General features: G+C 65.4%; 20 protein-coding genes. 9 read left to right on the top strand and 11 right to left on the bottom strand.

Going from position 1 to position 20,590, the window contains the following annotated elements:
- Nucleotides 1–70: 70 nt before the first annotated feature.
- Genes PWP93_RS23720 through fae form a run of 5 tightly spaced genes read left to right on the top strand, consistent with a single transcriptional unit; the run spans nucleotide 71 to nucleotide 4,786 of the window.
- Nucleotides 71–1,282, top strand: coding sequence for an ATP-grasp domain-containing protein (locus PWP93_RS23720; RefSeq protein ID WP_421046261.1), 1,212 nt, complete (start codon nucleotides 71–73; stop codon nucleotides 1,280–1,282).
- The gene (gene mch / locus PWP93_RS23715) at nucleotides 1,257–2,321 is read left to right on the top strand and encodes a methenyltetrahydromethanopterin cyclohydrolase (protein WP_421046260.1); all 1,065 of its coding nucleotides are present in this window, start codon (nucleotides 1,257–1,259) and stop codon (nucleotides 2,319–2,321) included. Before PWP93_RS23720 ends, mch begins: the two co-directional genes overlap by 26 nt.
- A 1-nt stretch (nucleotide 2,322) precedes the next feature.
- Nucleotides 2,323–3,309 (top strand): ATP-grasp domain-containing protein, encoded by a 987-nt coding sequence (locus tag PWP93_RS23710; protein ID WP_421046259.1) that lies wholly within the window; start codon nucleotides 2,323–2,325, stop codon nucleotides 3,307–3,309.
- Nucleotides 3,306–4,289 carry a triphosphoribosyl-dephospho-CoA synthase gene (locus tag PWP93_RS23705; protein WP_421046258.1) on the top strand — a complete coding sequence of 328 codons (984 nt, stop codon included), beginning with the start codon at nucleotides 3,306–3,308 and terminating at the stop codon, nucleotides 4,287–4,289. The genes PWP93_RS23710 and PWP93_RS23705 overlap by 4 nt, the downstream gene beginning before the upstream one ends.
- Complete coding sequence (gene fae, locus PWP93_RS23700; protein WP_421046257.1) at nucleotides 4,277–4,786, top strand: formaldehyde-activating enzyme; 510 nt, start codon at nucleotides 4,277–4,279, stop codon at nucleotides 4,784–4,786. The genes PWP93_RS23705 and fae overlap by 13 nt, the downstream gene beginning before the upstream one ends.
- 134 nt (nucleotides 4,787–4,920) lie before the next feature.
- Here fae and PWP93_RS23695 read toward each other — a convergent pair whose 3' ends face one another.
- Entirely contained in the window at nucleotides 4,921–5,445 is a 525-nt protein-coding gene (locus PWP93_RS23695; RefSeq protein WP_421046256.1) for a dihydroneopterin aldolase, read from the bottom strand.
- A 327-nt stretch (nucleotides 5,446–5,772) separates the two neighbouring features.
- Between PWP93_RS23695 and PWP93_RS23690 the strand changes: the two genes are divergently transcribed.
- From PWP93_RS23690 to PWP93_RS23675, 4 genes are all read left to right on the top strand, one after another.
- On the top strand, nucleotides 5,773–6,405 hold the full coding sequence (locus PWP93_RS23690) for a flavoprotein (protein WP_421046255.1): 633 nt from the start codon (nucleotides 5,773–5,775) through the stop codon (nucleotides 6,403–6,405).
- Nucleotides 6,406–6,489: 84 nt separating this feature from the next.
- Nucleotides 6,490–7,875, top strand: a complete 1,386-nt coding sequence (locus tag PWP93_RS23685) for a DUF6513 domain-containing protein (RefSeq protein ID WP_421046254.1) — start codon at nucleotides 6,490–6,492, stop codon at nucleotides 7,873–7,875.
- Nucleotides 7,876–8,484: a DUF447 domain-containing protein gene (locus tag PWP93_RS23680; RefSeq protein WP_421046253.1), complete on the top strand. Its 609-nt coding sequence runs from the start codon at nucleotides 7,876–7,878 to the stop codon at nucleotides 8,482–8,484.
- Nucleotides 8,481–9,197 (top strand): (5-formylfuran-3-yl)methyl phosphate synthase, encoded by a 717-nt coding sequence (locus PWP93_RS23675; protein ID WP_421046252.1) that lies wholly within the window; start codon nucleotides 8,481–8,483, stop codon nucleotides 9,195–9,197. The genes PWP93_RS23680 and PWP93_RS23675 overlap by 4 nt, the downstream gene beginning before the upstream one ends.
- 216 nt (nucleotides 9,198–9,413) lie before the next feature.
- Here the strand turns inward: PWP93_RS23675 and PWP93_RS23670 are convergent, their stop codons facing one another.
- Genes PWP93_RS23670 through PWP93_RS23625 form a run of 10 tightly spaced genes read right to left on the bottom strand, consistent with a single transcriptional unit; the run spans nucleotide 9,414 to nucleotide 20,479 of the window.
- Complete coding sequence (locus tag PWP93_RS23670) at nucleotides 9,414–10,346, bottom strand: amidohydrolase family protein (protein ID WP_421046251.1); 933 nt, start codon at nucleotides 10,344–10,346, stop codon at nucleotides 9,414–9,416.
- A 2-nt stretch (nucleotides 10,347–10,348) separates the two neighbouring features.
- Nucleotides 10,349–11,671: an MFS transporter gene (locus PWP93_RS23665; protein ID WP_421046250.1), complete on the bottom strand. Its 1,323-nt coding sequence runs from the start codon at nucleotides 11,669–11,671 to the stop codon at nucleotides 10,349–10,351.
- A gap of 12 nt (nucleotides 11,672–11,683) precedes the next feature.
- Nucleotides 11,684–12,922: an MFS transporter gene (locus PWP93_RS23660; RefSeq protein ID WP_421046249.1), complete on the bottom strand. Its 1,239-nt coding sequence runs from the start codon at nucleotides 12,920–12,922 to the stop codon at nucleotides 11,684–11,686.
- Nucleotides 12,919–14,199, bottom strand: a complete 1,281-nt coding sequence (locus PWP93_RS23655) for an MFS transporter (protein WP_421046248.1) — start codon at nucleotides 14,197–14,199, stop codon at nucleotides 12,919–12,921. Before PWP93_RS23655 ends, PWP93_RS23660 begins: the two co-directional genes overlap by 4 nt.
- Complete coding sequence (locus PWP93_RS23650; RefSeq protein ID WP_421046247.1) at nucleotides 14,196–15,242, bottom strand: amidohydrolase family protein; 1,047 nt, start codon at nucleotides 15,240–15,242, stop codon at nucleotides 14,196–14,198. The genes PWP93_RS23655 and PWP93_RS23650 overlap by 4 nt, the downstream gene beginning before the upstream one ends.
- Before the next feature lie 12 nt (nucleotides 15,243–15,254).
- Nucleotides 15,255–16,406: a porin gene (locus PWP93_RS23645; protein ID WP_421046246.1), complete on the bottom strand. Its 1,152-nt coding sequence runs from the start codon at nucleotides 16,404–16,406 to the stop codon at nucleotides 15,255–15,257.
- Nucleotides 16,407–16,449: 43 nt separating this feature from the next.
- The gene (locus PWP93_RS23640; protein ID WP_421046245.1) at nucleotides 16,450–17,829 is read right to left on the bottom strand and encodes an MFS transporter; all 1,380 of its coding nucleotides are present in this window, start codon (nucleotides 17,827–17,829) and stop codon (nucleotides 16,450–16,452) included.
- A gap of 55 nt (nucleotides 17,830–17,884) precedes the next feature.
- Entirely contained in the window at nucleotides 17,885–18,811 is a 927-nt protein-coding gene (locus PWP93_RS23635) for an SMP-30/gluconolactonase/LRE family protein (RefSeq protein ID WP_421046244.1), read from the bottom strand.
- A gap of 22 nt (nucleotides 18,812–18,833) precedes the next feature.
- Nucleotides 18,834–19,781 carry a hydroxyacid dehydrogenase gene (locus PWP93_RS23630; RefSeq protein ID WP_421046243.1) on the bottom strand — a complete coding sequence of 316 codons (948 nt, stop codon included), beginning with the start codon at nucleotides 19,779–19,781 and terminating at the stop codon, nucleotides 18,834–18,836.
- The gene (locus PWP93_RS23625) at nucleotides 19,781–20,479 is read right to left on the bottom strand and encodes an RraA family protein (protein WP_421046242.1); all 699 of its coding nucleotides are present in this window, start codon (nucleotides 20,477–20,479) and stop codon (nucleotides 19,781–19,783) included. The genes PWP93_RS23630 and PWP93_RS23625 overlap by 1 nt, the downstream gene beginning before the upstream one ends.
- Nucleotides 20,480–20,590: the final 111 nt, after the last annotated feature.

Here is a 20,590-nt window from a genome sequence, read left to right as displayed (position 1 = left end):
TCGCGATGCGCCACGCGAAGCCCACCCATTACCGCTGCTGCCGCCAATATCACCGCAGCGAGGCGCGATCATGACGCGGCCCGCCATCGTCGTGGCCGGACTCTCCGCGCGGATGCTCGCGGAGTCCGCGCATCGCGCGGGCTGGCGCGTCATCGCGCTCGACCTGTTCGGCGACAGCGACACGCGAGGCGCTGCGCAGCGCTGGCATCCGGTCGGTCATGCCGCGGCGCTCGCGCTCGATCCGATGCGCACGCGCGCGGCGCTCGAGCGCGCGAGCTTCGAGCCCGGCGTGATGGGGTGGATCGCGGGCAGCGGCTTCGAGGCCTGCCCGGCCCTGCTGAGCGCGCCCGTCGCGGGGTTGCCGCTCATCGGCAACGCAGCGCCAGCCTATGACGCCATGCGTACGCCCACGCGTTTTTTTGCCATGTTGAGCGAGCACGGCATTGCCTTCCCCGAAACGCGGATGGAGCCCCCGCTCGACGCGCGCGACTGGTTACGCAAAGAAGCCTCGGGTACGGGTGGCCGGCATATTCGCTTTGTGGATCCGGTCGACGGTCCGGGCCATGACCTTGGCCATGACGTGCGCGACGGCGTCTATTACCAGCGGTTTTGCGAAGGCCGCCCGATGTCGGCGCTCTTTCTCGCCGATGGACGCCGCGCGAGCGTGCTCGGCATCAACGAGCAGCTCGTCGCGCGGCATGGAGAGCATTCGTTCGCCTGGCGCGGCGCGATCGGCCCCGTGCAGGTGGGCCCTCGCCTCGCGGACGCAGTGCGCCACGCCGTGCAGGCGATCGTCGCGGCGAGCGGGCTCGTCGGCCTCAACAGCCTCGATTTCCTGAGCGACGGCGAACGTTGCATCGTCCTCGAAGTCAACGCGCGCCCGTCGGCCACGATGGCGCTCTACGACTGCGATCCCCGTACTCCGCTGCTCGCGCGTCACGTGCGGGCCTGCCGGGGCGAAGCCCTCACGGCATTCGAAGCCGAACAGGAACCCGGCGCCAACACGCGCGCGCTGCCCGTGCGCGGCCAACTGGTCGTGTTCGCGCAAGACCACCATACCGTCACCCCCGCATTCGAAGATCAGGCGCGGCGGCTTGGCTGGTGTCACGACATTCCCGTCGCCGGCAGCGCGATTGCCGCCGGCACGCCGCTTTGCACCGTCTCGGCGACCTGTGCGCCGGGCACATCCGCGGATGCGGTGCGCGCGGCCCTCGCCGCCCGCGCCGCCGCCATCGAACCCTTGCTGAAGGTGTCCCATGAACGCTCATTCGCCTGTCGTTGATTCAGTTGAATCGGTTGAAGCGGCTGAATCGGTTGCGTCAGCAACTACCGCCGCATCGCTCAGCGTCAACGCACTCGCGCAGCCCTTGCTCGCCGCGCTCCTTGAACGGCAGACCGAACTGGGCATCGCCGCGCGACGCGACCCGCGCGGCGTGCTGATCGTCGATGCCGGCATCGATGCGCCCGGCAGCGTGGCCGCCGGCGCCGGGATCGCCGAAATCTGCATGGGCGGGCTTGGCACCGTGCGCGTGCGCGCGAACGGCGGCGCCGGCGCGCGCGACGAATGGCCCACCGTGGTCGAGATTGCGAGCGCGCAGCCCGTGCTCGCCTGCCTCGCGAGCCAGTACGCAGGCTGGAGCCTTGCCGCCTCGAAAGAGGAGACCGGCGCCAAGAAGTTCTTCGCGCTCGGCTCGGGACCGGCGCGCTCGCTCGCCTGCAAGGAGCCGCTTTACGAGGAACTCGGTTATCGCGACGTCGCGAAGCGCGGCTGCCTCGTGCTGGAGGTGGACCGGGCCCCGCCCGAAGTCGTCATCGACAAGATCCTGCGCGATTGCGCGCTGGAGCCGCACGAACTCACGCTGATCCTCACGCCCACCGCCAGCCGCGCAGGCACGACGCAAGTGGTCGCGCGCGCGCTCGAAGTGGCGCTGCACAAGGCGCACGTGCTGGGCTTCGCGCTCGGGGACATCGTCGAGGGCAGCGCAAGCGCGCCGCTGCCGCCCCCCGCGCGCGAAGCGATCGAAGCGATGGGCCGCACCAACGACGCGATCCTTTACGGCGGACGCGTCCACCTGAGCGTCAACGGCAACGACGACGACGCGCGCGATCTCGCGCAGCGCCTGCCTTCGTCGGCCTCGCGCGACTTCGGCCGCTCGTTCGCCGAGATCTTCACCGAGTACGACTACGACTTCTACAAGATCGACCCGGCCCTCTTCGCGCCCGCCGAGGTCTGGGTCAGCAGTCTCGCGACGGGCCGCACCTGGCACGCGGGCGCGACACGCTTCGACCTGCTTCATCCGCTGTGGCTCGGCGAGGCATGACATGAAAGCGAGCGCGATCGCAAGCGCGAACACGAGCGCGAACCCCGGCGGACCGCGCATCGCCATCATGACCGACGAGACCGGCTGGCATACCACGCGCCTGAAGCGCGCGCTGCGCGAGCGCGGCGCGCAGGGCCGCTGCGTGGATCTCGCCGACTGCCGCATCGACACCACCTGGGCCGCGCACGGCCTCGTGATTCCGGGCTATGGCCGCGGTCTGCCCGATGCCGTGATCGTGCGCGGCATCGCGGGCGGCACGTTCGAGCAGGTGACCGTGCGCCTTGGCATCCTCCATGCGCTGCGCGAGCTGGGCGTGCCGGTCTACAACGACGCGCGCGCGATCGAGCGCAGCGTCGACAAGTCGATGACGTCGTTCCTGCTCCATCGCGCCGGCATCCCCACGCCGCCCGCGTGGGCCGGCGAGTCGGTGCCACACGCGCGCCGCATCGTGATGCGCGAGGCGGCGGCAGGCCGTGAGGTCGTGCTCAAGCCGCTGTTCGGCTCGCAGGGCAAGGGGCTCGTGCGCCTGGCACGCAGCGCGGAAACCGGCTGCGCGGCGCTGCCTGCGTTGCGGGCCTATGGCGGGCTCGCGTATATGCAGCGCTTCGTACCGCCAGCCTCCACGCCCGGCTTCGACTGGCGCGTGCTGGTGGTGGGCGGCAAGGCGGTCACTGCCATGCGGCGCGTGAGCGAGCACTGGATCCACAACGTCGCGCAAGGCGGACGCTGCGAAACTCAGCCGCTTACGCCCGAACTCGCGCAGCTCGCCGAGCGCGCGAGCGCCGCGCTCGGGCTCGACTATGCCGGCATCGACCTGGTGCCCTGCGGCGCCGCCGACGCCGGCGCCCAGGTCATCGAAGTCAACGGCGTGGCCGCGTGGCGCGGTTTGCAGTCCGTGACATCGTTCGATATCGCGGGCTGTATCGTCGACGACTTGCTCACACGCAGGCTCGGGTACGGCTGCACGCCGCGCGAGGCGGTCGCATGAACGCGCGGCCGGATCACAAGCTCATCCCCGCAGCCAATGCAGCCACAGCAGTCACGAAAGCGGCGGCGATCGAGGCCGCGTTTCTCTGGGCCTGCGAGCAGGATGTCGCGTGCGCGAAGCCCGGCAATGTCAGCGTCGCCTCCGCCGGGCACGGCATGACCGCGGACCATTTTCTCGCCAGCGCGCGAGCGGCCTGCGCGCCGCTCGCGCGCGCGGGCACGTCGGTGGGCGCACGCATCGAGGCGGCCATCGCCAGCACGCGTGCCGTGGCCGGGTGCAACACCAATCTCGGCATCGTGCTGCTCTGCGCGCCGCTTGCTGCCGCATTCGAAGGCACATTCGAAGCCAACCCGCCGCCGGCCTCGTTGCCCGCCTGCGCCGCATCCTTGCAACAGGTCCTGCGAGCGTTGAACGTGGAGGACGCCTGTGCTGCCTATCGCGCGATCGCACTCGCGAATCCAGGCGGGCTCGGCGAGGCGGACAGCCAGAGTGTCGGCACGACACCCACGGTCGATCTGCGCGCGGCCATGACGCTTGCCGCCGATCGCGACAGCATCGCGCGCCAGTATGCCGAAGACTTCCGCGATGTGCTGAGCTTCGGCCTCGCCACATTTCGCGCGGCCCGCGCTGCGCGGTCCGCTTCGCCCACGCCGCTCGCCGACGCGGTGCTGCTCACCTGGTTCGCCTTCCTCGCGCGCTGGCCCGATTCGCACATCGCGCGCAAACATGGCAACGCCTGCGCGCAGCGAATTTCGGACGAAGCGGCGGCGTGGCTCGCGCAGGGCGAGGCGCGCCTGTGCGCACCCGGCACGCTCGACGACTGGGACGCCGCGCTCAAGGCCGGCGGGATCAATCCGGGCACGAGCGCGGACCTCACGGTCGCAACGCTCTTCGCGGCCGCCTGCCTTGACCCGTCGATGATCACGCCTTTAACCGCCTTTTCACTGGAGTCACCGGAGACAACCCCATGGCAAAGATAGATCGCGTGCTAGTTGGCGAATCGCTCGTAGGCGTTGGCAACGAAGTCGCGCACATCGACCTGATCGTCGGCCCACGCGGCTCGGCGGCGGAAAGCGCCTTCTGCAACGCGCTCACCAACAATAAGGACGGCTTCACCTCGCTGCTCGCCGTGGTCGCGCCCAACCTGGTCGCCAAGCCCAACACGGTGCTGTTCAACAAGGTGACGATCAAGGGCGCGAAGCAGGCCGTGCAGATGTTCGGCCCGGCTCAGCGCGCGGTGGCGCTCGCGGTCGCTGACAGTGTGGAAGACGGCACGATTCCCGCCGACGAAGCCGACGACGTCTTTATCAGCGTAGGCGTATTCATTCACTGGCAGGCCGAAGACGACCAGAAGATCCAGGACTACAACTATCGCGCCACACGCGAGGCGCTCAAGCGCGCCGTGAACCGCGAACCCCGCGCGGCCGAGGTGGTGCGCCGCAAGGGCGAAGCGAAGCATCCGTTTGCCGCCAGCTGAGCGGCACGCCCGGAACCAAAGCGCGGAACCAAGGCACACAACCCAAGCGCCCAACCAGGGCGCTCAACGAACCGGACAGCACCTCATGCGGGCGGCGCCGGACGGGTCCTGGCAAGCCCCGTCCGGCCGCCCGTTCAAAAGGTCCCTTCCGGCGGAAACATGCCCGCGCCGAGCAACGCCAGCGCCACGCCCTCGCGCTTGTGCGCGGGTGCCACGCCCGCGCGGCGCCGCTCGATCGTCACGCCCACCGCCTTCACATTGGCGAATTTGTTCGGCTTCACGAGCGCGACTCGCACCCAGTGCGCGCCGAAATCGACCAGCAGCATTTGCGCAATCACCTCGGCCAGCGCCTCGAGCAGTTGCACGCCATGATTCGACAACAAGGCCTGCAGTGCACCGTGGACTTTTCCATAGTCGATGGTGTCGTGAATCGCGTCGGTATCGCACGCCCGGCTACGCGGCAGACCCGCCCAAAGATCGATCTGCACCGGTTGCGGGTCGTGCAGTTCCTCCGGGTCGATGCCGATCACCGTCTCGCCGGTAAAACCCTCGATAAAAATGAGGTCCATCGGTTGCGCACCCTCGCCTTCAATCTGGCGCGCCGTGCTGACTGCCTGCCTCGCGGGCCGGTCGAACATGCTGGTGTCGATTGCGTTCATGCTTGCTCCTCTCGCTTGCCCTGAATGGGTTGGCACGAACTTATGCAAGAACCGTCCCAGGCACGAATGTCGCAAGCAAAACCCGCATAGTGGTTCACGGCAGGTCCGCGGCAGCGCAACTGTGCGGCAAAAGCACTGCAAAAGCACAGCAAAAGCGCGGTCCCAGCGTGGCAAAGCGCATCTGGCACGCCGCGCGCCCGGTGACACTGTGTATCGCAAACTGCGCAAGCTGCCTGTCCATCAAAAAGCGCATGTGGAACGGCGCACGCGCACGGCAGCCACCCGACGACGAACCGAACACGAACCGATAGCAACAGCAGGCAGACAATGACCCGAGCCCATCCATCGAACCAGGCGCACCCAACCCACGAAGGCCGGGACGATACGGCGCTCGCGAGGCCTCGCCTTGCGTGGGCCATCACCGGATCGGGGCATTGCCTCGAAGAATCGCTCGCGCTTGCCGCCGAGCAGCCGAACGTCGACCTGTTTCTCTCACGCGCCGCCGAGGAAGTGTTGCCGCTCTACAAGATCGGCATCGCGCAACTGAAGGCGCGCTTTCGCGTGTTCCGCGACAACAGTGCGAGCGCCGTGCCGGTGGGCATGTTCTACGAAGCCGGTCTCTATCACACGCTCGTGATCGCCCCGGCCACCAGCAACACGGTGGCGAAATGCGCCTTCGGCATCTCGGACACGCTGCCGACCAACCTGTTCGCGCAGGCTGGCAAGCTCGGCATTCCCGGCATCATCTTTGCATGTGACACAGAACCGGTCGTGGTCACGAAAAGCCCGCTGGACTGGGTCGAACTGAGGCCGCGCAACATCGAGCTGCAGAACGTCGAGCGCCTGCGCCAGATCGACCACTGCGTGGTGGCCAATTCGATCGACGCGCTACGTGCGGCGCTGGAGACGCGTTACAGAACGCACGGCCTGCTTGCGGCCGTGCCTGATCAAGCCGGTTGATCGACGATCAAGAGAGACGCTCAAGAGCGACAAACCCAGGCGACAACCCCAGCGACGATTCAAAGCGAGCCCGACTCACACACCATGGAACACATCGTCTTTCTCACTGGACGCCTCGCCCAGCCCGGGCTCGAACGGGTGCTGCGCAGCCTCGAGCCCGCGCCGTTCACCTGGGAGATCCGCGAGATCGGCCTGCAAGTCGCCGCGCTCATGACGGCCGACATGATCCGCCGCCGCGTGAGCGCGCCCATCGCAGCCGACCGCGTGATCGTGCCTGGCCGCTGCCGGGGCGACCTCGATGCGCTCTCGGCTCACTACGGCATCCCCTTCGCGCGCGGCCCCGAGGAGCTCAAGGATCTGCCGGCCTACTTCAACCGCGCAGCGCGGCCGGTCGACCTCTCGAAGTACGACATCGCCATCTTCGCGGAGATCGTGGACGCGCCCCGCCTCGACGTCGAGGCCATCTGCCAGCGTGCCGCACAACTCCAGGCCGACGGCGCCAACGTGATCGATCTCGGCTGCCTGCCCTCCACGCCATTCCCGCATCTGGCCGACGCGGTGCGCGCGCTCAAGGCGCGCGGCTTCACGGTCAGCGTCGACTCGATGGACGCGAAGGAGCTCGTGCGCGGCGGCCGCGCCGGCGCCGACTATCTGCTCAGTCTCTCGACCGAGACGCTGTGGATTCTCAACGAGGTCGAATCGACGCCCATCCTGGTGGCGCGCGAGCCCGCCGACGAATCGTCGCTCTTCACCGCGATCGAAACCGTGAGCGCGATGGGACGGCCGTTTCTTGCCGATCCGATTCTCGACCCGATTCCATTCGGCCTCCTGAAGTCGCTGGTGCGCTACCAGCGCGTGCGCGACGCGTTCCCCGATGCGCCCATCATGATGGGCGTGGGCAACGTCACCGAGCTCACCGAGGCCGATACGTGCGGCATCAACGCCGTGCTGCTCGGCATGGGCGCGGAGCTGGGCATTGCCGCCATCCTGACGACCCAGGTCAGCCAGCACACCCGCCGCGCGATTCGCGAAGCGGACGTCGCGCGGCGCGTGATGTACGCCGCGCGCGAGCAGCGCACGCTGCCCAAGGGCATCTCGGACGCGCTGATGACCGTTCATGCGAAACGGCCCTTCCCCGACTCGCCCGAGGAGATTGCCGACACCGCGCGCGCGATCCGCGATCCGAACTTTCGGGTGCAGGTGTCGAGCGCAGGCGTGCACGTCTACAACCGCGACGGCCATCATGTGGCTGTCGACCCGTTCGCGCTCTGGCCGCGCCTGAAGCTCGAAAGCGACGGTGCGCATGCGTTCTACATGGGCGTGGAACTGGCGCGCGCCGAAGTGGCGTGGCGCCTCGGCAAGCGCTACGCGCAGGATCAGTCGCTCGACTGGGGCTGCGCCGCCGAGCGCGATGCGGAAAACCTGCTCGAACAATGCGCGCCAGGCACGACGCTGCGCAAGGAGGCCTGAATGATCCACGAGACCGTAGTCACCACCTGCTCCGCCGACGGCACGCCGCATATCGCGCCAATGGGCGCGCGCCTCGAGCGCGAGAGCGTCGTGCTGATGCCGTTCACGCCGTCCACCACCTACGACAACATCATGGCGAGCGGCTGCGCGGTGATGAATTTCACCACCGACGTGCGCGTGTTCGCCGGCTGCGTGACGGGCCGCCGAGGCTGGCCGACGCTGCCCGCCGGCACGGTGCCGGGCGTGCGACTCGCGGGGGCGCTCGCGCATACCGAGTTGCGCCTCGTCGACGCGAGCGGCGACCCGGCCCGTCCGGTGCTGACGCTACGCCGCGTGGCCGAGGCCACGCACGCGCCTTTCACGGGCTTTAACCGCGCGCAGGCCGCCGTGATCGAAGCCGCCGTGCTGGTGAGCCGCCTGCATCTGCTGCCGCGCGAAAAGATCGAAACGGAAATGGCGTGGCTCACGATCGCCATCGATAGAACGGCAGGCCCCGCCGAGCGCGAAGCCTGGCGGTGGCTGAGCGAAGCCACGGCCGCTTTCTATTCAAACCACGATTCCCTCCACGATTCACACAACGAGCGCGCGTGCATGCGCGAACCGACATGATCCGACTCCTCACCAGTGTGCGCGACCTCGTCGAGGCGCGTGAAGCAGCCGCCGCAGGGGCGGATTTCATCGACCTCAAGGAGCCGCGCGCGGGTGCGCTGGGCGCGTTGCCGGCTACGCGCGTCGCGAGCATCGTCAACGCGTTGCACGAGAGCTATCCGGGCCTGCCCGTGAGCGCGACGATCGGTGACCTGCGCCCCGGCGACCACGCGGCCGTGGCGCATCATGCGAACCGTATCGGCCGCTGCGGCGTGGATTACGTGAAGGCGGGCGTGGCCCCTGGGCCCGCGGCGCGCGAGACGCTCGAACGCATGCGCGCGCTGCGCTGGAGCATGGTGCCGGTGCTGCTATGCGACGACGGGCTCGATCTCAGGCTGGTTGAATATGCGTGCGAGTTGGGGTTCGCCGGTGTGATGGCCGATACGCAGCGCAAGGAAGCCGGCAGCCTCTTTCACTGCGTGCCGCTCGCCGTGCTCGATAGCATGGTGCAGATCGCGCGTGCGCATGAAGTGATGGTGGGGCTCGCGGGCGCGCTGCGTGTCGAGCATGTGCCACGCGTGCGGGCGCTGTTGCCGGATTTTGCCGGGTTTCGGAGCGCGTTGTGCGATGGGGCCCGGACGGGCAGGCTCGAGGGCGCGCGGGTGCGGATGCTGCGCGGCGCGTTAAACGGAGAGATGCAGGCGGTATCGGATGATGCCCTGCAGGCCGCGTGATTCACGCCGAATTCTGATTGGGGTCCTGGTGTTGATTGCGCTTTTCGATTCTTGCGCCTACTTGTCTTCGTGTAGGTATGCCCTATCGAACCTACTGGGTGTTGGCGCACTCACGGCCCGCGCTTCGTTTGCGGAATGAATCCCTCTCTGCTAGCGGCCTTTGCGCGGCCTGGCCGCAGTGGTGTCGGTCGCTCCGTTCGCAACATCATCTCCGCGCTATGCGAATCCGTACAACTTCGTTGGGTTACTAACGAATATCTGCTGCTGCCAATCCGCGCGCCCGATCCAGGCCACGACGGTGTCCACCAGACTCGCATCATCCGGCTTGTCGGTCTTCTCCGTCGGGTGGGGCCAGTCGGTGCCCCATAGCATCCGCTCCGGTGCCATATCGATCAGCGCTTTCGCGACAGGCGCAACGTCTTCGTAAGCGGGCGCGCCCGTTTTGCTGTCGACGTACGGCCCCGACAACGTGATCCATGTATTGCCTTGTTCGACCAGGCGTCGCGCCGTACGCAACGCGTCCGACGACAGCCCGCCGGGTTGCGGAACATGCGCGATATGGTCGATGACAAGCGGGCAAGGCAACGCCGACAAATGACGTTCGAGTTCCGGCAGTCGCGCGCCCTGCACCACCAGTTCGATATGCCAGCCGAGATTGGCGATGCGCGCGGCAAGCGGCGCAAGCATGTCGAGCGTCGTCGCGCCGGGATAGCTCAGGTTGAAGCGAATCGCACGAATGCCGCCCCGATCCAGGGTCTGCAGTTGCGCATCGCTGACCGAACTGTCGATGACGGCAACGCCGCGCGCGTTGCCGCCGAACTGCCGGATGGCTTCCAGCGTGCAGCGGTTGTCCGTGCCGTACGTCGACGGCGTGACGACCACGTTGCGCGTCACGCCGAGCCGCGACTGCAGGAGCCGGTATTGCGCGACCGTCGCATTCGGCGGACGCAGCGTCGTGCCCGGCGCAACCGGGAAGCGGTCGTCGTAGATATGCATATGACAGTCGATGGCACCTTCCGGCAACCTGAACGCCGGCCGTTCCGTGCCGCTCGACCACGTCTGTTCGGCAGCGGCCAGCTTCGGCAGCGCTGCCGACATCAGCGCAACGCCGGCGAACTGGAGGAACTCGCGTCTCGTAGCGGCTTTCATGCTCAGATGGTCTCCGTCTTGCCGGCGAGACGGTTTGCCGATCCATTGCGCGTCAGCAGCAACAATGTCGCAACGCTCACGAGCGTAAGAACGGCGAGCGGCATGAGTGCCAGCGCGTAGCTACCCGTGGCCTCTTTCACCCATCCGTAGACGTTCACCATCAGTCCGCCGCCGAGCAGATTCGCGATCGCATTGACCGTCGCGAGCCCCGCTGCCACGGCGCTGTTCGACAGCATGTCGGTGGCCAGCGCCCAGAACGGGCCTTTGAACGAATAGGCTCCGACGAGCACCGCGCACAGCATGCAGATCGTCGGCAGAAGTGAGCCGCTCAGCGACGTCGCGAACAGGCCCACGCCAATCAGCAGCATTGGCACGACGGTGTGCCAGCGGCGTTCGCCCAGCCGGTCCGAACGGCGTCCCCAGTAGACCATCAGGACGGAGGCGACGGCGTACGGCACGGAGTTCAGCAAGCCTGTCTGCATGACAGACAAACCAAACGACTTGAGCAGTTGCGGCTGCCACACGGACAGCGTGCTACCCGCCGCCGACGCACACGTATCGACGAGCGCGAGACACAGCACATAGCGATTGCGGAACAGTTGCGCGAGCGGCAGCGACGGCACCTTCTTCGGCGCCTTGTGTTCGCTGATGAGCGCGTTGACGAGCCACCTGCGCTCGTCATCGTCGAGCCATTTCGCGTTCTCCGGCTTGTTGGTCAGCATGAACAGACATGTAACGCCGAGCAGCACGGTCGGTATGCCTTCGAGAATGAACAGCCAGTGCCAGCCACGCAAACCCCAGAAGCCATCCATCTGCAGGAGCAACGCCGAAACCGGCGAGCCGACGAAACTCGCGGCGGGAATCGCAACCATGAATGTCGCGACGATGCGAGCGCGATACGACGCCGGAATCCAGTACGACAGATACAGCAGCACGCCGGGGAAAAAGCCCGCTTCGGCGGCGCCGAGCAGAAAGCGCAGGACATAGAACGACGTCGCGTTATGCACGAGCGCGGTCGCCGCCGACACGATGCCCCATGTAATCATGATCCGCGCGATCCAGATTCGCGCGCCGTACTTTTGCAGCGCGAGATTGCTGGGCACCTCGCAAAAGAAGTAGGAAACGAAGAACAGGCTGCTGCCGAAGCCGAACACCTTCGCCGACATGCCAAGGTCGTGGTTCATCTGCAGCGACGCCATGCCCACGTTGCCCCGGTCGATAAAGGCAAGTAAATAGCACACCATCAGAAAGGGAATGAGTCGCCAGACGACCTTTCGTATCGTCTGGCGCTCGATCGCGGACTTGTCCATGAATCCAGTTTGCATCCTCGTCTCCGTTTATTGTGCGCCTGCGCGCTGATTCGTGAATCGTTGCCATGCAATGACGGCGATGACGCCGCTGGCGAGCACCACTGCCATGGCTGCGAACGTGTGTCGTACCCCTAGCGCCTCGGACGCGGTTCCGACGAGCAGATAGCCGAACGGCATCGTGCCGTTGTAGGCCATCCCGTACATGCCAACGAGTGCGCCGCGCACGTGTTCCGGGCATTGCCGCTGGATGGTCGCGTTGGTCGACGTGGCCGCGAAAGTAAGGCTGAAACCGAGTGCGTAAAACGCCGCCACCGTGGCTGCCGCCTCCGATGTCGCGGCGAGCAGCGCGAGGGCGCCGACGGCCGTCCAAGGCGCCCACGCGATGGATCTTCGCGACGCCAACGGACCGATCGCCGAAGAAAGCAGAATCGCCGCGCTCAACGAACCCGCGCCGGCGCACGCGAAGAACACGCCCGTAAAGCGCGCCGCGTCATGAAAGCCCTGGTCCGCGAGTAGCGGCACGAGCGTCTGGTAACTGCCGGCGAACAAACCGATGCACGCGAGAATCGGCAGATAGCGCGCCGAGAACGCATCGGACATCACATACCCGACTGCGTCGCGCAGGCTGCCGTCCGCGCGCGCGGACCGCGCCGCCCTGGCCGTTCTGATCGAACGCACGCACGTCGCCATGAAGCAGAGCGCCACCGCGTAAATCACAAACGATGTTCTGGGTCCGAGCGTCGGGTAGACGAAGCCCGCAATCGTCGGGCCGACCATGCGGCCGACGTTGTAGACCATCGTGTTCATCGCGACTGCGTTCGACGTATGCGCCGGATCTTCGAGACTCGTGAGCAGAAGAACCTGGCGCGCAGGCGTCTCGACCGCGCTCGACACACCGATGGCGAGCGCATGCGCGAGTATCAGCTTCACGCCGAGCACGCCGAGCAGCGACAGCGTGAAAAGACTGGCCGTCAATACCAGCGACGCCGTGAGCACGCACAACGTCGCGCGTTTCGCATTGGCTGAACTGATCCGCGAGCCGGCAATCGGCGCGACGATCAGCTGAGGTCCGTACAGCAAAAAATTGAGCAGCGCGAGAATCGCCGCCGACCCCGACAGGTCATAGACGAGCAGGTTCAGCGTGACGTTCTGCGTCCAGCTTCCCAGCACGGACGCGACCTGCCCGCTCAGGTAGCGTCGCAGCGACGCCTCGGCAAGCGCCGGAAACAGTCTGCTGACGAAGCCGGTTTGTGCGGCCATCGTCATGACAACGCCTTGCCGCGCGTTTCGGGCGCGAAGAACACGACGACGGCGGCGGCGATGAATGCGACGATGGTCGTCGCGAGTCCGAGCACGAATCCGCCGGAAGTCGACGCGAGCGCGCCGATGATCAACGGCGCGATGAAGCCGCCCAGACGGCCGCCGTTATACGCGAGGCCCATCAGAAATCCGCGCGACGCCGTGTTGCCGATGATCTCCGCGAGGAACGGACCCGCTCCCGCGAAAATACCGTTCACGCTGAAGCCGGTCAGAAAGATCGCGACCATCAGCAGCAGCGCGTCCGACGACAGGATGTACACGCCCACGGCGGCCGCCCCGATCAATAGATAGGCAAGGAACATCGGACGTCGGCCGAGCCTGTCGACGAAAGCCGAAAACAGCAGGAATCCGCTGATCGCACCGAACTGCAGCGCAAGCACGAACTTGAGGCTATGCACGAAGTCGAGATGCTTCACCGTGACGAGAAACGTCGGCGTCCACGTGAAGACGCCCCAGTACAGGTATTGCAGAAAGAAGATGAAACCGAACGCCGTCAGCAGTCCACGCACATTGAGCTTGTCGGCGCTTGCCGCTTGCATGTCGTGTACCGACGGCTTCGCCTGCTTGCGTTCCAGCCAGATCGGCGATTCAGGTGTATTTCTCGCGACCCAGAAGAGGATGAAGAACGGCAACGCACCGATCAGAAAAAGCAGACGCCAGTTGTTGCCGCCAAGCCCGTCGTTCACGCCGCTGACGATGCCTGAAATCGTGATGGCGAGAATTGCGCCGATGGGCAGACCCATCTGCATCAGCGCGCCGCCCTTGCCGCGTCGGCTCGCGTGCCAGGTTTCAGCAATGAGCGCGGCGCCCGCCGTCCATGTGCCGCCCATTCCCAACGCGCCGAAGAAGCGCAACGCCGCGAACCAGTGTTCGTTCGGTGCGAACGCAATCAGCCCCGAGAACAGCGAATAAATGCCGACGCAGAGCAACGCAGTACGCACGCGCCCTAACCGGTCCGACACATAGCCGAACAGAATCCCGCCGACGATCTGCCCCGCCGCCGTAATGCTCGTGAAAAGACCGAGCTGTGCCTTGCTCAGGCCAAACTGAAGAGCGAGCGTCGGCAGGAGAAGCGACAGCAGAAACGAGTCGTAGCTCTCGAAAGTCCAGCCGAGTCCCGCGAGTGAAAGCGAACGCCACTCGGTGCCCGTGATGTTCCTCAATCCCTTGGCTTGTGCACCGTCCTTGAATTCGGTTGCTGCAACCGTTGCGCTCGTCTTCATGTGTTGTCTCCGGCAATCGCAAGGCGATAAGTCGTCGCCGCCGTCTGGCTGAACAGCGCGGATTTTTCATCGGCGGACATCGCGGACGCAAGTCGTTTGAAGGCGTTCCACAGCACGCCGTAACTGAACATCCCTTTGTCGACGGGAAAGTTGCTTTCGAACATGCAGCGTTTCACGCCGAACAGTTCGACGCAGGTGTCGAAATACGGCCGCCACGCACAGGCCAATTCTTCGGACGAAGGCGGCAGCTCGCGCGCGGCGAAGTCGAAACCGAACACGTTCATGCCCGCGCCGCCGAGCTTGATGCGCGTGTTGGGCAGGCTCGCGACGCGAACGAGTTTCTGCTTCCACTCGGCATGCACAGCCGCGCGTTGACCGGCATGCGGACCCACGCCCAGCGGACCGCCGAAATGATCGATGACGACCGTGACGTGATCCGCGGCACGCGCGAGTTCATATAGATCGTCGAGTTGCGTGTGATAGACCCATGCGTCGAGCGACAACCCGAAGCGGCCGAGCGCCCTGACACCTCGCCGGAAGGCCGGATTCGTCATCAGGTCGCGCGGCGGCGTCACGGGACTCGAAGCCACTTCGGGACTCGCGTGCCACGCGAGCGGATTGCGGATGCCGCGCAGGCGGCCGCCGGATGCCTGCAACATCGCTTCGAGCACGGCGCTGAGTTCCGCGCCCAGCGTCAGATCCGCACCGCCGACGATCGCCTCGCAGCAGCGCGCCCGTCCATACGCGCTGCTTGCGAACATCGCAGCGATGCCGTTGGCGAACTCCACTTCACCAACGGGTTTCATCGCATCGGGACCGTCCTGGCGCAACATCGAGCGGCATTGCACGTAGACGGTCGACATGACTCGATGCCCGCTTGCCACATCCTTGCCGAACTCATCCGCGAGATATCGCCCCGTTTGACGGTCCCAAAGATGATGATGGGCATCGACAATCGGCAGCTCAGGCTCGAGAACAGGCTCCTCTCGCAATGCAAGCCAGTCCTCTCGAACCGGAAGATGGGGCGCGTGGACTATCTGCACAACGCTCTCCCGTCAGAACTTTTGGCGCATGCCAATCGTGATGCCCGTCTGGTTATATCCGGGCGCGACCGTGCCGTATCCATTGACGCCAAGCGCAGACTTGTCCTTGTTATGCGCGAAGCCCGCGGTTGCGTAAAGATCAGTGCGCCTTGACAGGAAATAGTCCGCGCTGAGCACCGCGAGCCACGGGTCAGCCCCCGTCGAATGCACATCCTGGTAGTAGCCGGTGGCCGTCACAATGAAAGCGGGCGTCACGTTGTACTGCGCACCCGCCCAGTAGAGGTTCGCAGCGCTGGCTTCCGAGCCGTTTGCAACGACGATCGGGTTCACCGGCAGGAACGCACTCGATGCCCGCAGATAGCGGTAGCCCGCGAAGCCCTTCACGGATCCGATTACATACGAAGCGGCTGCCGTTGCACGACGCTCGGTGCCCGTGTTGGTCGCGACTGTGTTGCTGTTACGCTGCTCGTACGACACGCTCGCTGCGAACGGCCCCTGTGCGAAGGTCAGCGCGCCACCAAAGAAGCGCCCCGTGATTTGCGCGCCCGGCACTTCGGCGCCGTAACCCGTGTCGTAGCGCGTGCTGTACATCGCTTGCGCCGTCAGCGGGCCGAATACGCCCGTGTATTTCGCCGAGTTGTCGATCCGCCCGGCCATTGCGTAGTCGAGCGACAGCACGGAGTAGCGCGACGAAGCGCCCATCGGGTCGAACGCAACCGCCTGTTCGTAGAGCAGCGAGTTCTGCCGACCGAACGTCAGTTGCTGGCGCTTATACGAAAGACCGACCCACGCCTGCCGGCCGAACAGCCGGGCCGTCGTCGTCGCGTTCGTACCCAGACCTTTGGTCGATTGCGCGGTCGTGCCGTCATTGATGTTGAAGCCGTTCTCCAACTGGAAAATCGCCTTCATGCCGCCGCCGAGATCTTCGACGCCCTTCAGCCCCCAGCGCGAACCGGACAGATTGCCCGACACTTCGCGCGTTTGTACGCCGCCAGCACTCGTATTGTTGATGTGCTCGATGCCAACGTCCGCGATGCCGTACAGCGTGACGCTGCTTTGCGCATGCGCGGCGCCGCACGACAGACTGACACCTGTCGCTACGAGTGCGCCGAGCATCAGGCGGGAGTTCGTGTCGAGCTTGTGGCTGGCTTGTTTATACAGCATGGAGTCTCCAAAAGTGTTTATGGATTGGTTTTGAATGCGTGGATCAAGCCTTGTGAGCCGACGGCGCTTCGCCTGCGTCAGCGCCCGGATCGCCGAGCCAGGCGATGGTCAGCGCACCGAGCAGCAGCACACCCGAGACCGCGAGCAGCGGCACCGTGAAACCGCCCGAGAACTGCTTGAGCGCGCCGATCATCGACGGGCCGACGAAGCCGCCCAGATTGCCGACCGACACGATCAGCGCGAGACCGCCAGCAGCCGCCCGCCCCGTGAGGAAGCCGGACGGAATGGCCCAGTACGTCGCCTGGAAAGCGAGGATGCCGCTCACCGTGAAGCACAGTGCGATCAGCTTGAGCGCGGGCGTGTCGATGAAGGTGCTGGCACACAAGGCGACAGCCGCCACGACCAGTGCGCCGGCCACATACGGAATGCGGTTTTGCGAGCGATTCGCGACGCGCGCCCACCAGAGCATCACGACCGCGCCGATTGCATACGGAATCGCCGTGAGCCAGCCGACCACCGCGTGCTCGACGCCGAACTGCTTGATGATTTGCGGCATCCACAGACCGACGCCGAGCGACCCGACGATGCCGCAGAAGTTGATGAACGCGAGCACAAACACGCGCCAGTTGGTCATCGCATCGCGCAGATTGGTGCCGTGACGCGCGCCGATGTCGCCCTGTTCAAGCGCGAGGCGCTTCGCAAGCGACGACTTCTCTTCGTCGCTCAGCCACTTCGCCTTTTCGGGGCGATCGGCAAGCACGAACAGACAGGCGATGCCAAGAATCACAGCCGGCACGCCCTCGATCAGCAGCAGCCACTGCCAGCTACGCAGCCCGTGCAAGCCGCCGAGTTCGAGCAGCGCGCCTGAAACGGGCGAACCGATCATGTTCGCGACGGGAATGCCAACGAGGAACGCAGCCGTCACCTTCGCGCGCCACTTGCCCGGAAACCAGTGCGTGAAATACAGGTAGATGCCGGGCGTGAAGCCGGCTTCGGCAAGACCGAGCAGGAAGCGCGCAGCCGCAAAACTTTTCGGGCCGACGACAAACGCCGTCGCCATCGAAAAGAGACCCCATGTGATCATGATGCGCGCGATCCACACGCGCGCCCCGACCTTCTGCATGATCAGGTTGCTCGGAATCTCGAACAGAAAATAGCCGACGAAGAACAGTCCTGCGCCGAAGCCGAACTGTTCGGCCGTCAGACCGAGATCCTTGTTCATCGTCAGCGCGGCGAACCCGACATTGGTCCGGTCGAGATAGCTGATGACGTAGCAGATGAAAATGAACGGCAGGATCCGACGGAACGCCTTCGCGAGCGTGCGCTCGCTGGCCGCGTAATCCTCGCTCGCGATAGCGGGAACAGGCGGCGCTTCGGCGTGCCGCGTGGCGCCGTCGGCGCGCAGGGTTTGCGACATGGTCATGTTTGCTCCTCCATTGCGCTTCTGTCGGCGCAAGGTATTGATGTGTGATGCGCGCTTAGCGTCGCTTGGCCAGCTTCGGAAGCGGCCCGGCAATCGTCATTTCAGCTTTGAGGACCGTTCCCGAAACGGACTCGGTCATAAACAGCGTCTTCATGTCCGCGCCGCCGAAACAGAGATTGGTGAGCGACGCGCCTTCCGGACTCGTCAGGATTTCGACGGGTTCGGCGCGATGATTCAGCACCCATGCACGACCAAGCCCGGGGTTCGCGACGAAGAGCCGACCTTGCGTGTCGATGGTCAGCCCGTCCGGACCGCTCGGTCCGTAGGACGTGAAGAACTGCCCGACCTTGCTGACGGAACCGTCGGCCTGAAGCGGCACGCGCCACACGCAGTTGCCGCGCGTCATGCCGACAAAGAGAACCTTCTCGTCGGGCGACAACACGAGTCCGTTTGGACTCGGGCAATTGCCGAGCAGCATGTCCAACTTGCCGTCCGTCGACAGCCGGTACACACGGCCCGTCGGATCGTGCAGACCGGTTTGCCCCTGATCGGTGAAATAGAGGTTGCCGCTCGAATCGAACGTGAGATCGTTCACGCCCCTGAAGCGCTCGGAATTACGCCGCTCGAGAAACGGACGCACTTCGCCACGCGCGATGTCGAGCAGCATCAGTCCATTGCGATAGTCGGTGATGAGCAGACGCGAATCGTCGAAGCGCTTCATCCCGTTCGGCTCGCCGTCGTATTGCACGACGAGTTCCCACTCTCCCGAAGGCGAAATCCGGAAGACGCGGCCATGCGGGATGTCGGTCACGAACAGATAGCCTGCCGGGTCCCACACTGGGCCTTCGAGAAACGAGTCCGTGGCGAGGCCGCCGCGATTGGCGCGCGCCCAATCGGTCTGGACGTCGGCTTTGCGGAATTTATCCGGCATACGCGTGAACACTTCGGCGGTGCGTACTTCGGGCGAGATGAGATAGAACATGGTGGACCTTCTCTTGCGTACTTCAGGCTATGTTGCTGGCGTGTTCTTCGACGACGGCGAGAACATTGGCGGCGGCGCCCTTGCCCATATTCACGTACGCGGCATCGCTCACGCCGCCGATATGCGGCGACAGGATCGCGTTCGAAATCTGCTGGAACGGATGCGGGTTCGTCATCGGTTCGACGTCGAAGCTGTCGAGACCCGCAGAGCGCAACTGGCCGCTGGCGAGCGCCTCGGCGAGCGCGTCTTCGTCGATCAGACCGCCACGCGCCGTGTTGACGAGAATCGCGCCGCGCTTGAACCGCGCGAGCGTGTCGCGATTGAGCATCTGGCGGTTTTCCGCTGTCAGCGGGCAATGCAGCGAGACGATGTCGGAAGCGGTGTACAACTCGTCGAGCGACACCAGCTTCACGCCAGCGGGCGCTTCGTTCGCGTACGGGTCGAACGCAAGCACGTTCATGCCGAACGCGATGCCGACCGCTGCAACGCGTCGGCCGATCGCGCCCAGTCCAACGAGGCCGAGCGTGCGCCCGTCCAGTTCGACGGACTTGTGCGTGGACTTGTCCCAGTGGCCTTCGCGCATGCGTGCATCGAGTTGCGGCACCGACTTGGAGCACGCGAGAATCAGCGCCCACGCGTGCTCTGCCACCGCGGCTGCGTTGGCGCCGACAGCCGCACGCACCGCGATTCCGCGCGAGGCTGCCGCCGCCTGATCGATCACGTCGATGCCGCTGCCGTGCTTCGAGATCACCTGCAGGTTTTCGGCGGCGTCCATGATGCGGGCGTTGACCTTGCCGTATCGAACGATGATCGCGACAGGCTTGTGTCGCGCACACAGCGCGACGATGTCGTCTTCCGTCGGCTGCTTGCCCGCGAACACGACGTCGAACTGGGTCAGCATGTCGAGCGCTTGCGGCGCGAGATCGGCCGCCGTCACGAGGACGACGGGTTTGTGCGTTGCCGTCTGCATCACAATGCCTCGCCTTCCGCCAGCATGCCCGCAGCACGCAGTTCTTTCTCGATCCAGCCCGGACGGACGTCGCCCTTGTGAATCGCCGCGATGCGCGCCGTTTCCATGTCGAGCTTTTTCTGCGCGAGTTCGATGATGCGTGCGACGTCGTTGCGCGGAATGACGACCACGCCGTCCGCGTCGCCGACGATGAGGTCGCCCGGATTGATGGCCGTGTCGCCAGCCGAGATCGGCGCATTCACGAGGCCCGCGACGCTTTTGGTCGGACCGCAGGGATTCAGGCCGGCCGCGAAGATCGGGTAGTCGCCGCTGGCAAGTTCGTGCGCGTCGCGCACCGCGCCGTCGATGATGACGCCCGCGATGCCGCTTGCCTTTGCCTGCGTCGCCATGATTTCGCCGATCAGCGCGCAGGACAGATCGCCCTTGCCGTCGACGACGATCACGTCACCCGGCTTCGCGATGGAAAGCGCGGCGTGGATGGCGAGGTTGTCGCCGGGACGCACTTCGACGGTGACGGCCGGGCCCGCGACTTTCATCGTCGGCGACAGCGGCTTGACCCGGCCATGCAGCGTGCCGCGACGGCCAGCGACGTCGGCGAGGATGGCGGCCTGATACCGGGCGGCAGCCTCGACGAGTTCCGGCGAGACGCGTTCGATATGGCGATTAATGGCGGAAGTACCTGCGGACGTAGTGCTCATGGGTTTCACCTCAGTTCGTGAGTTGTACTCTGTACAATGATGGTGTACTGTGCGAAATCACTATAGCCAGCGACGGCGTACAGAACCACTAGCGTTTACCCTTTTACGGTG

The organism is Paraburkholderia sp. A1RI-2L, assembly GCF_048957375.1.
GTDB lineage: Bacteria > Pseudomonadota > Gammaproteobacteria > Burkholderiales > Burkholderiaceae > Paraburkholderia.
This window is presented reverse-complemented; position numbering and strand designations above follow the sequence as displayed.

Coding starts and splice junctions, on each gene's coding strand:
- PWP93_RS23720 (WP_421046261.1), top strand. CDS start 71: ATGACGCGGCCCGCCATCGTCGTGGCCGGACTCTCCGCGCGGATGCTC.
- mch (WP_421046260.1), top strand. CDS start 1,257: ATGAACGCTCATTCGCCTGTCGTTGATTCAGTTGAATCGGTTGAAGCG.
- PWP93_RS23710 (WP_421046259.1), top strand. CDS start 2,323: ATGAAAGCGAGCGCGATCGCAAGCGCGAACACGAGCGCGAACCCCGGC.
- PWP93_RS23705 (WP_421046258.1), top strand. CDS start 3,306: ATGAACGCGCGGCCGGATCACAAGCTCATCCCCGCAGCCAATGCAGCC.
- fae (WP_421046257.1), top strand. CDS start 4,277: ATGGCAAAGATAGATCGCGTGCTAGTTGGCGAATCGCTCGTAGGCGTT.
- PWP93_RS23695 (WP_421046256.1), bottom strand. CDS start 5,445: ATGAACGCAATCGACACCAGCATGTTCGACCGGCCCGCGAGGCAGGCA.
- PWP93_RS23690 (WP_421046255.1), top strand. CDS start 5,773: ATGACCCGAGCCCATCCATCGAACCAGGCGCACCCAACCCACGAAGGC.
- PWP93_RS23685 (WP_421046254.1), top strand. CDS start 6,490: ATGGAACACATCGTCTTTCTCACTGGACGCCTCGCCCAGCCCGGGCTC.
- PWP93_RS23680 (WP_421046253.1), top strand. CDS start 7,876: ATGATCCACGAGACCGTAGTCACCACCTGCTCCGCCGACGGCACGCCG.
- PWP93_RS23675 (WP_421046252.1), top strand. CDS start 8,481: ATGATCCGACTCCTCACCAGTGTGCGCGACCTCGTCGAGGCGCGTGAA.
- PWP93_RS23670 (WP_421046251.1), bottom strand. CDS start 10,346: ATGAAAGCCGCTACGAGACGCGAGTTCCTCCAGTTCGCCGGCGTTGCG.
- PWP93_RS23665 (WP_421046250.1), bottom strand. CDS start 11,671: ATGCAAACTGGATTCATGGACAAGTCCGCGATCGAGCGCCAGACGATA.
- PWP93_RS23660 (WP_421046249.1), bottom strand. CDS start 12,922: ATGACGATGGCCGCACAAACCGGCTTCGTCAGCAGACTGTTTCCGGCG.
- PWP93_RS23655 (WP_421046248.1), bottom strand. CDS start 14,199: ATGAAGACGAGCGCAACGGTTGCAGCAACCGAATTCAAGGACGGTGCA.
- PWP93_RS23645 (WP_421046246.1), bottom strand. CDS start 16,406: ATGCTGTATAAACAAGCCAGCCACAAGCTCGACACGAACTCCCGCCTG.
- PWP93_RS23640 (WP_421046245.1), bottom strand. CDS start 17,829: ATGACCATGTCGCAAACCCTGCGCGCCGACGGCGCCACGCGGCACGCC.
- PWP93_RS23635 (WP_421046244.1), bottom strand. CDS start 18,811: ATGTTCTATCTCATCTCGCCCGAAGTACGCACCGCCGAAGTGTTCACG.
- PWP93_RS23630 (WP_421046243.1), bottom strand. CDS start 19,781: ATGCAGACGGCAACGCACAAACCCGTCGTCCTCGTGACGGCGGCCGAT.
- PWP93_RS23625 (WP_421046242.1), bottom strand. CDS start 20,479: ATGAGCACTACGTCCGCAGGTACTTCCGCCATTAATCGCCATATCGAA.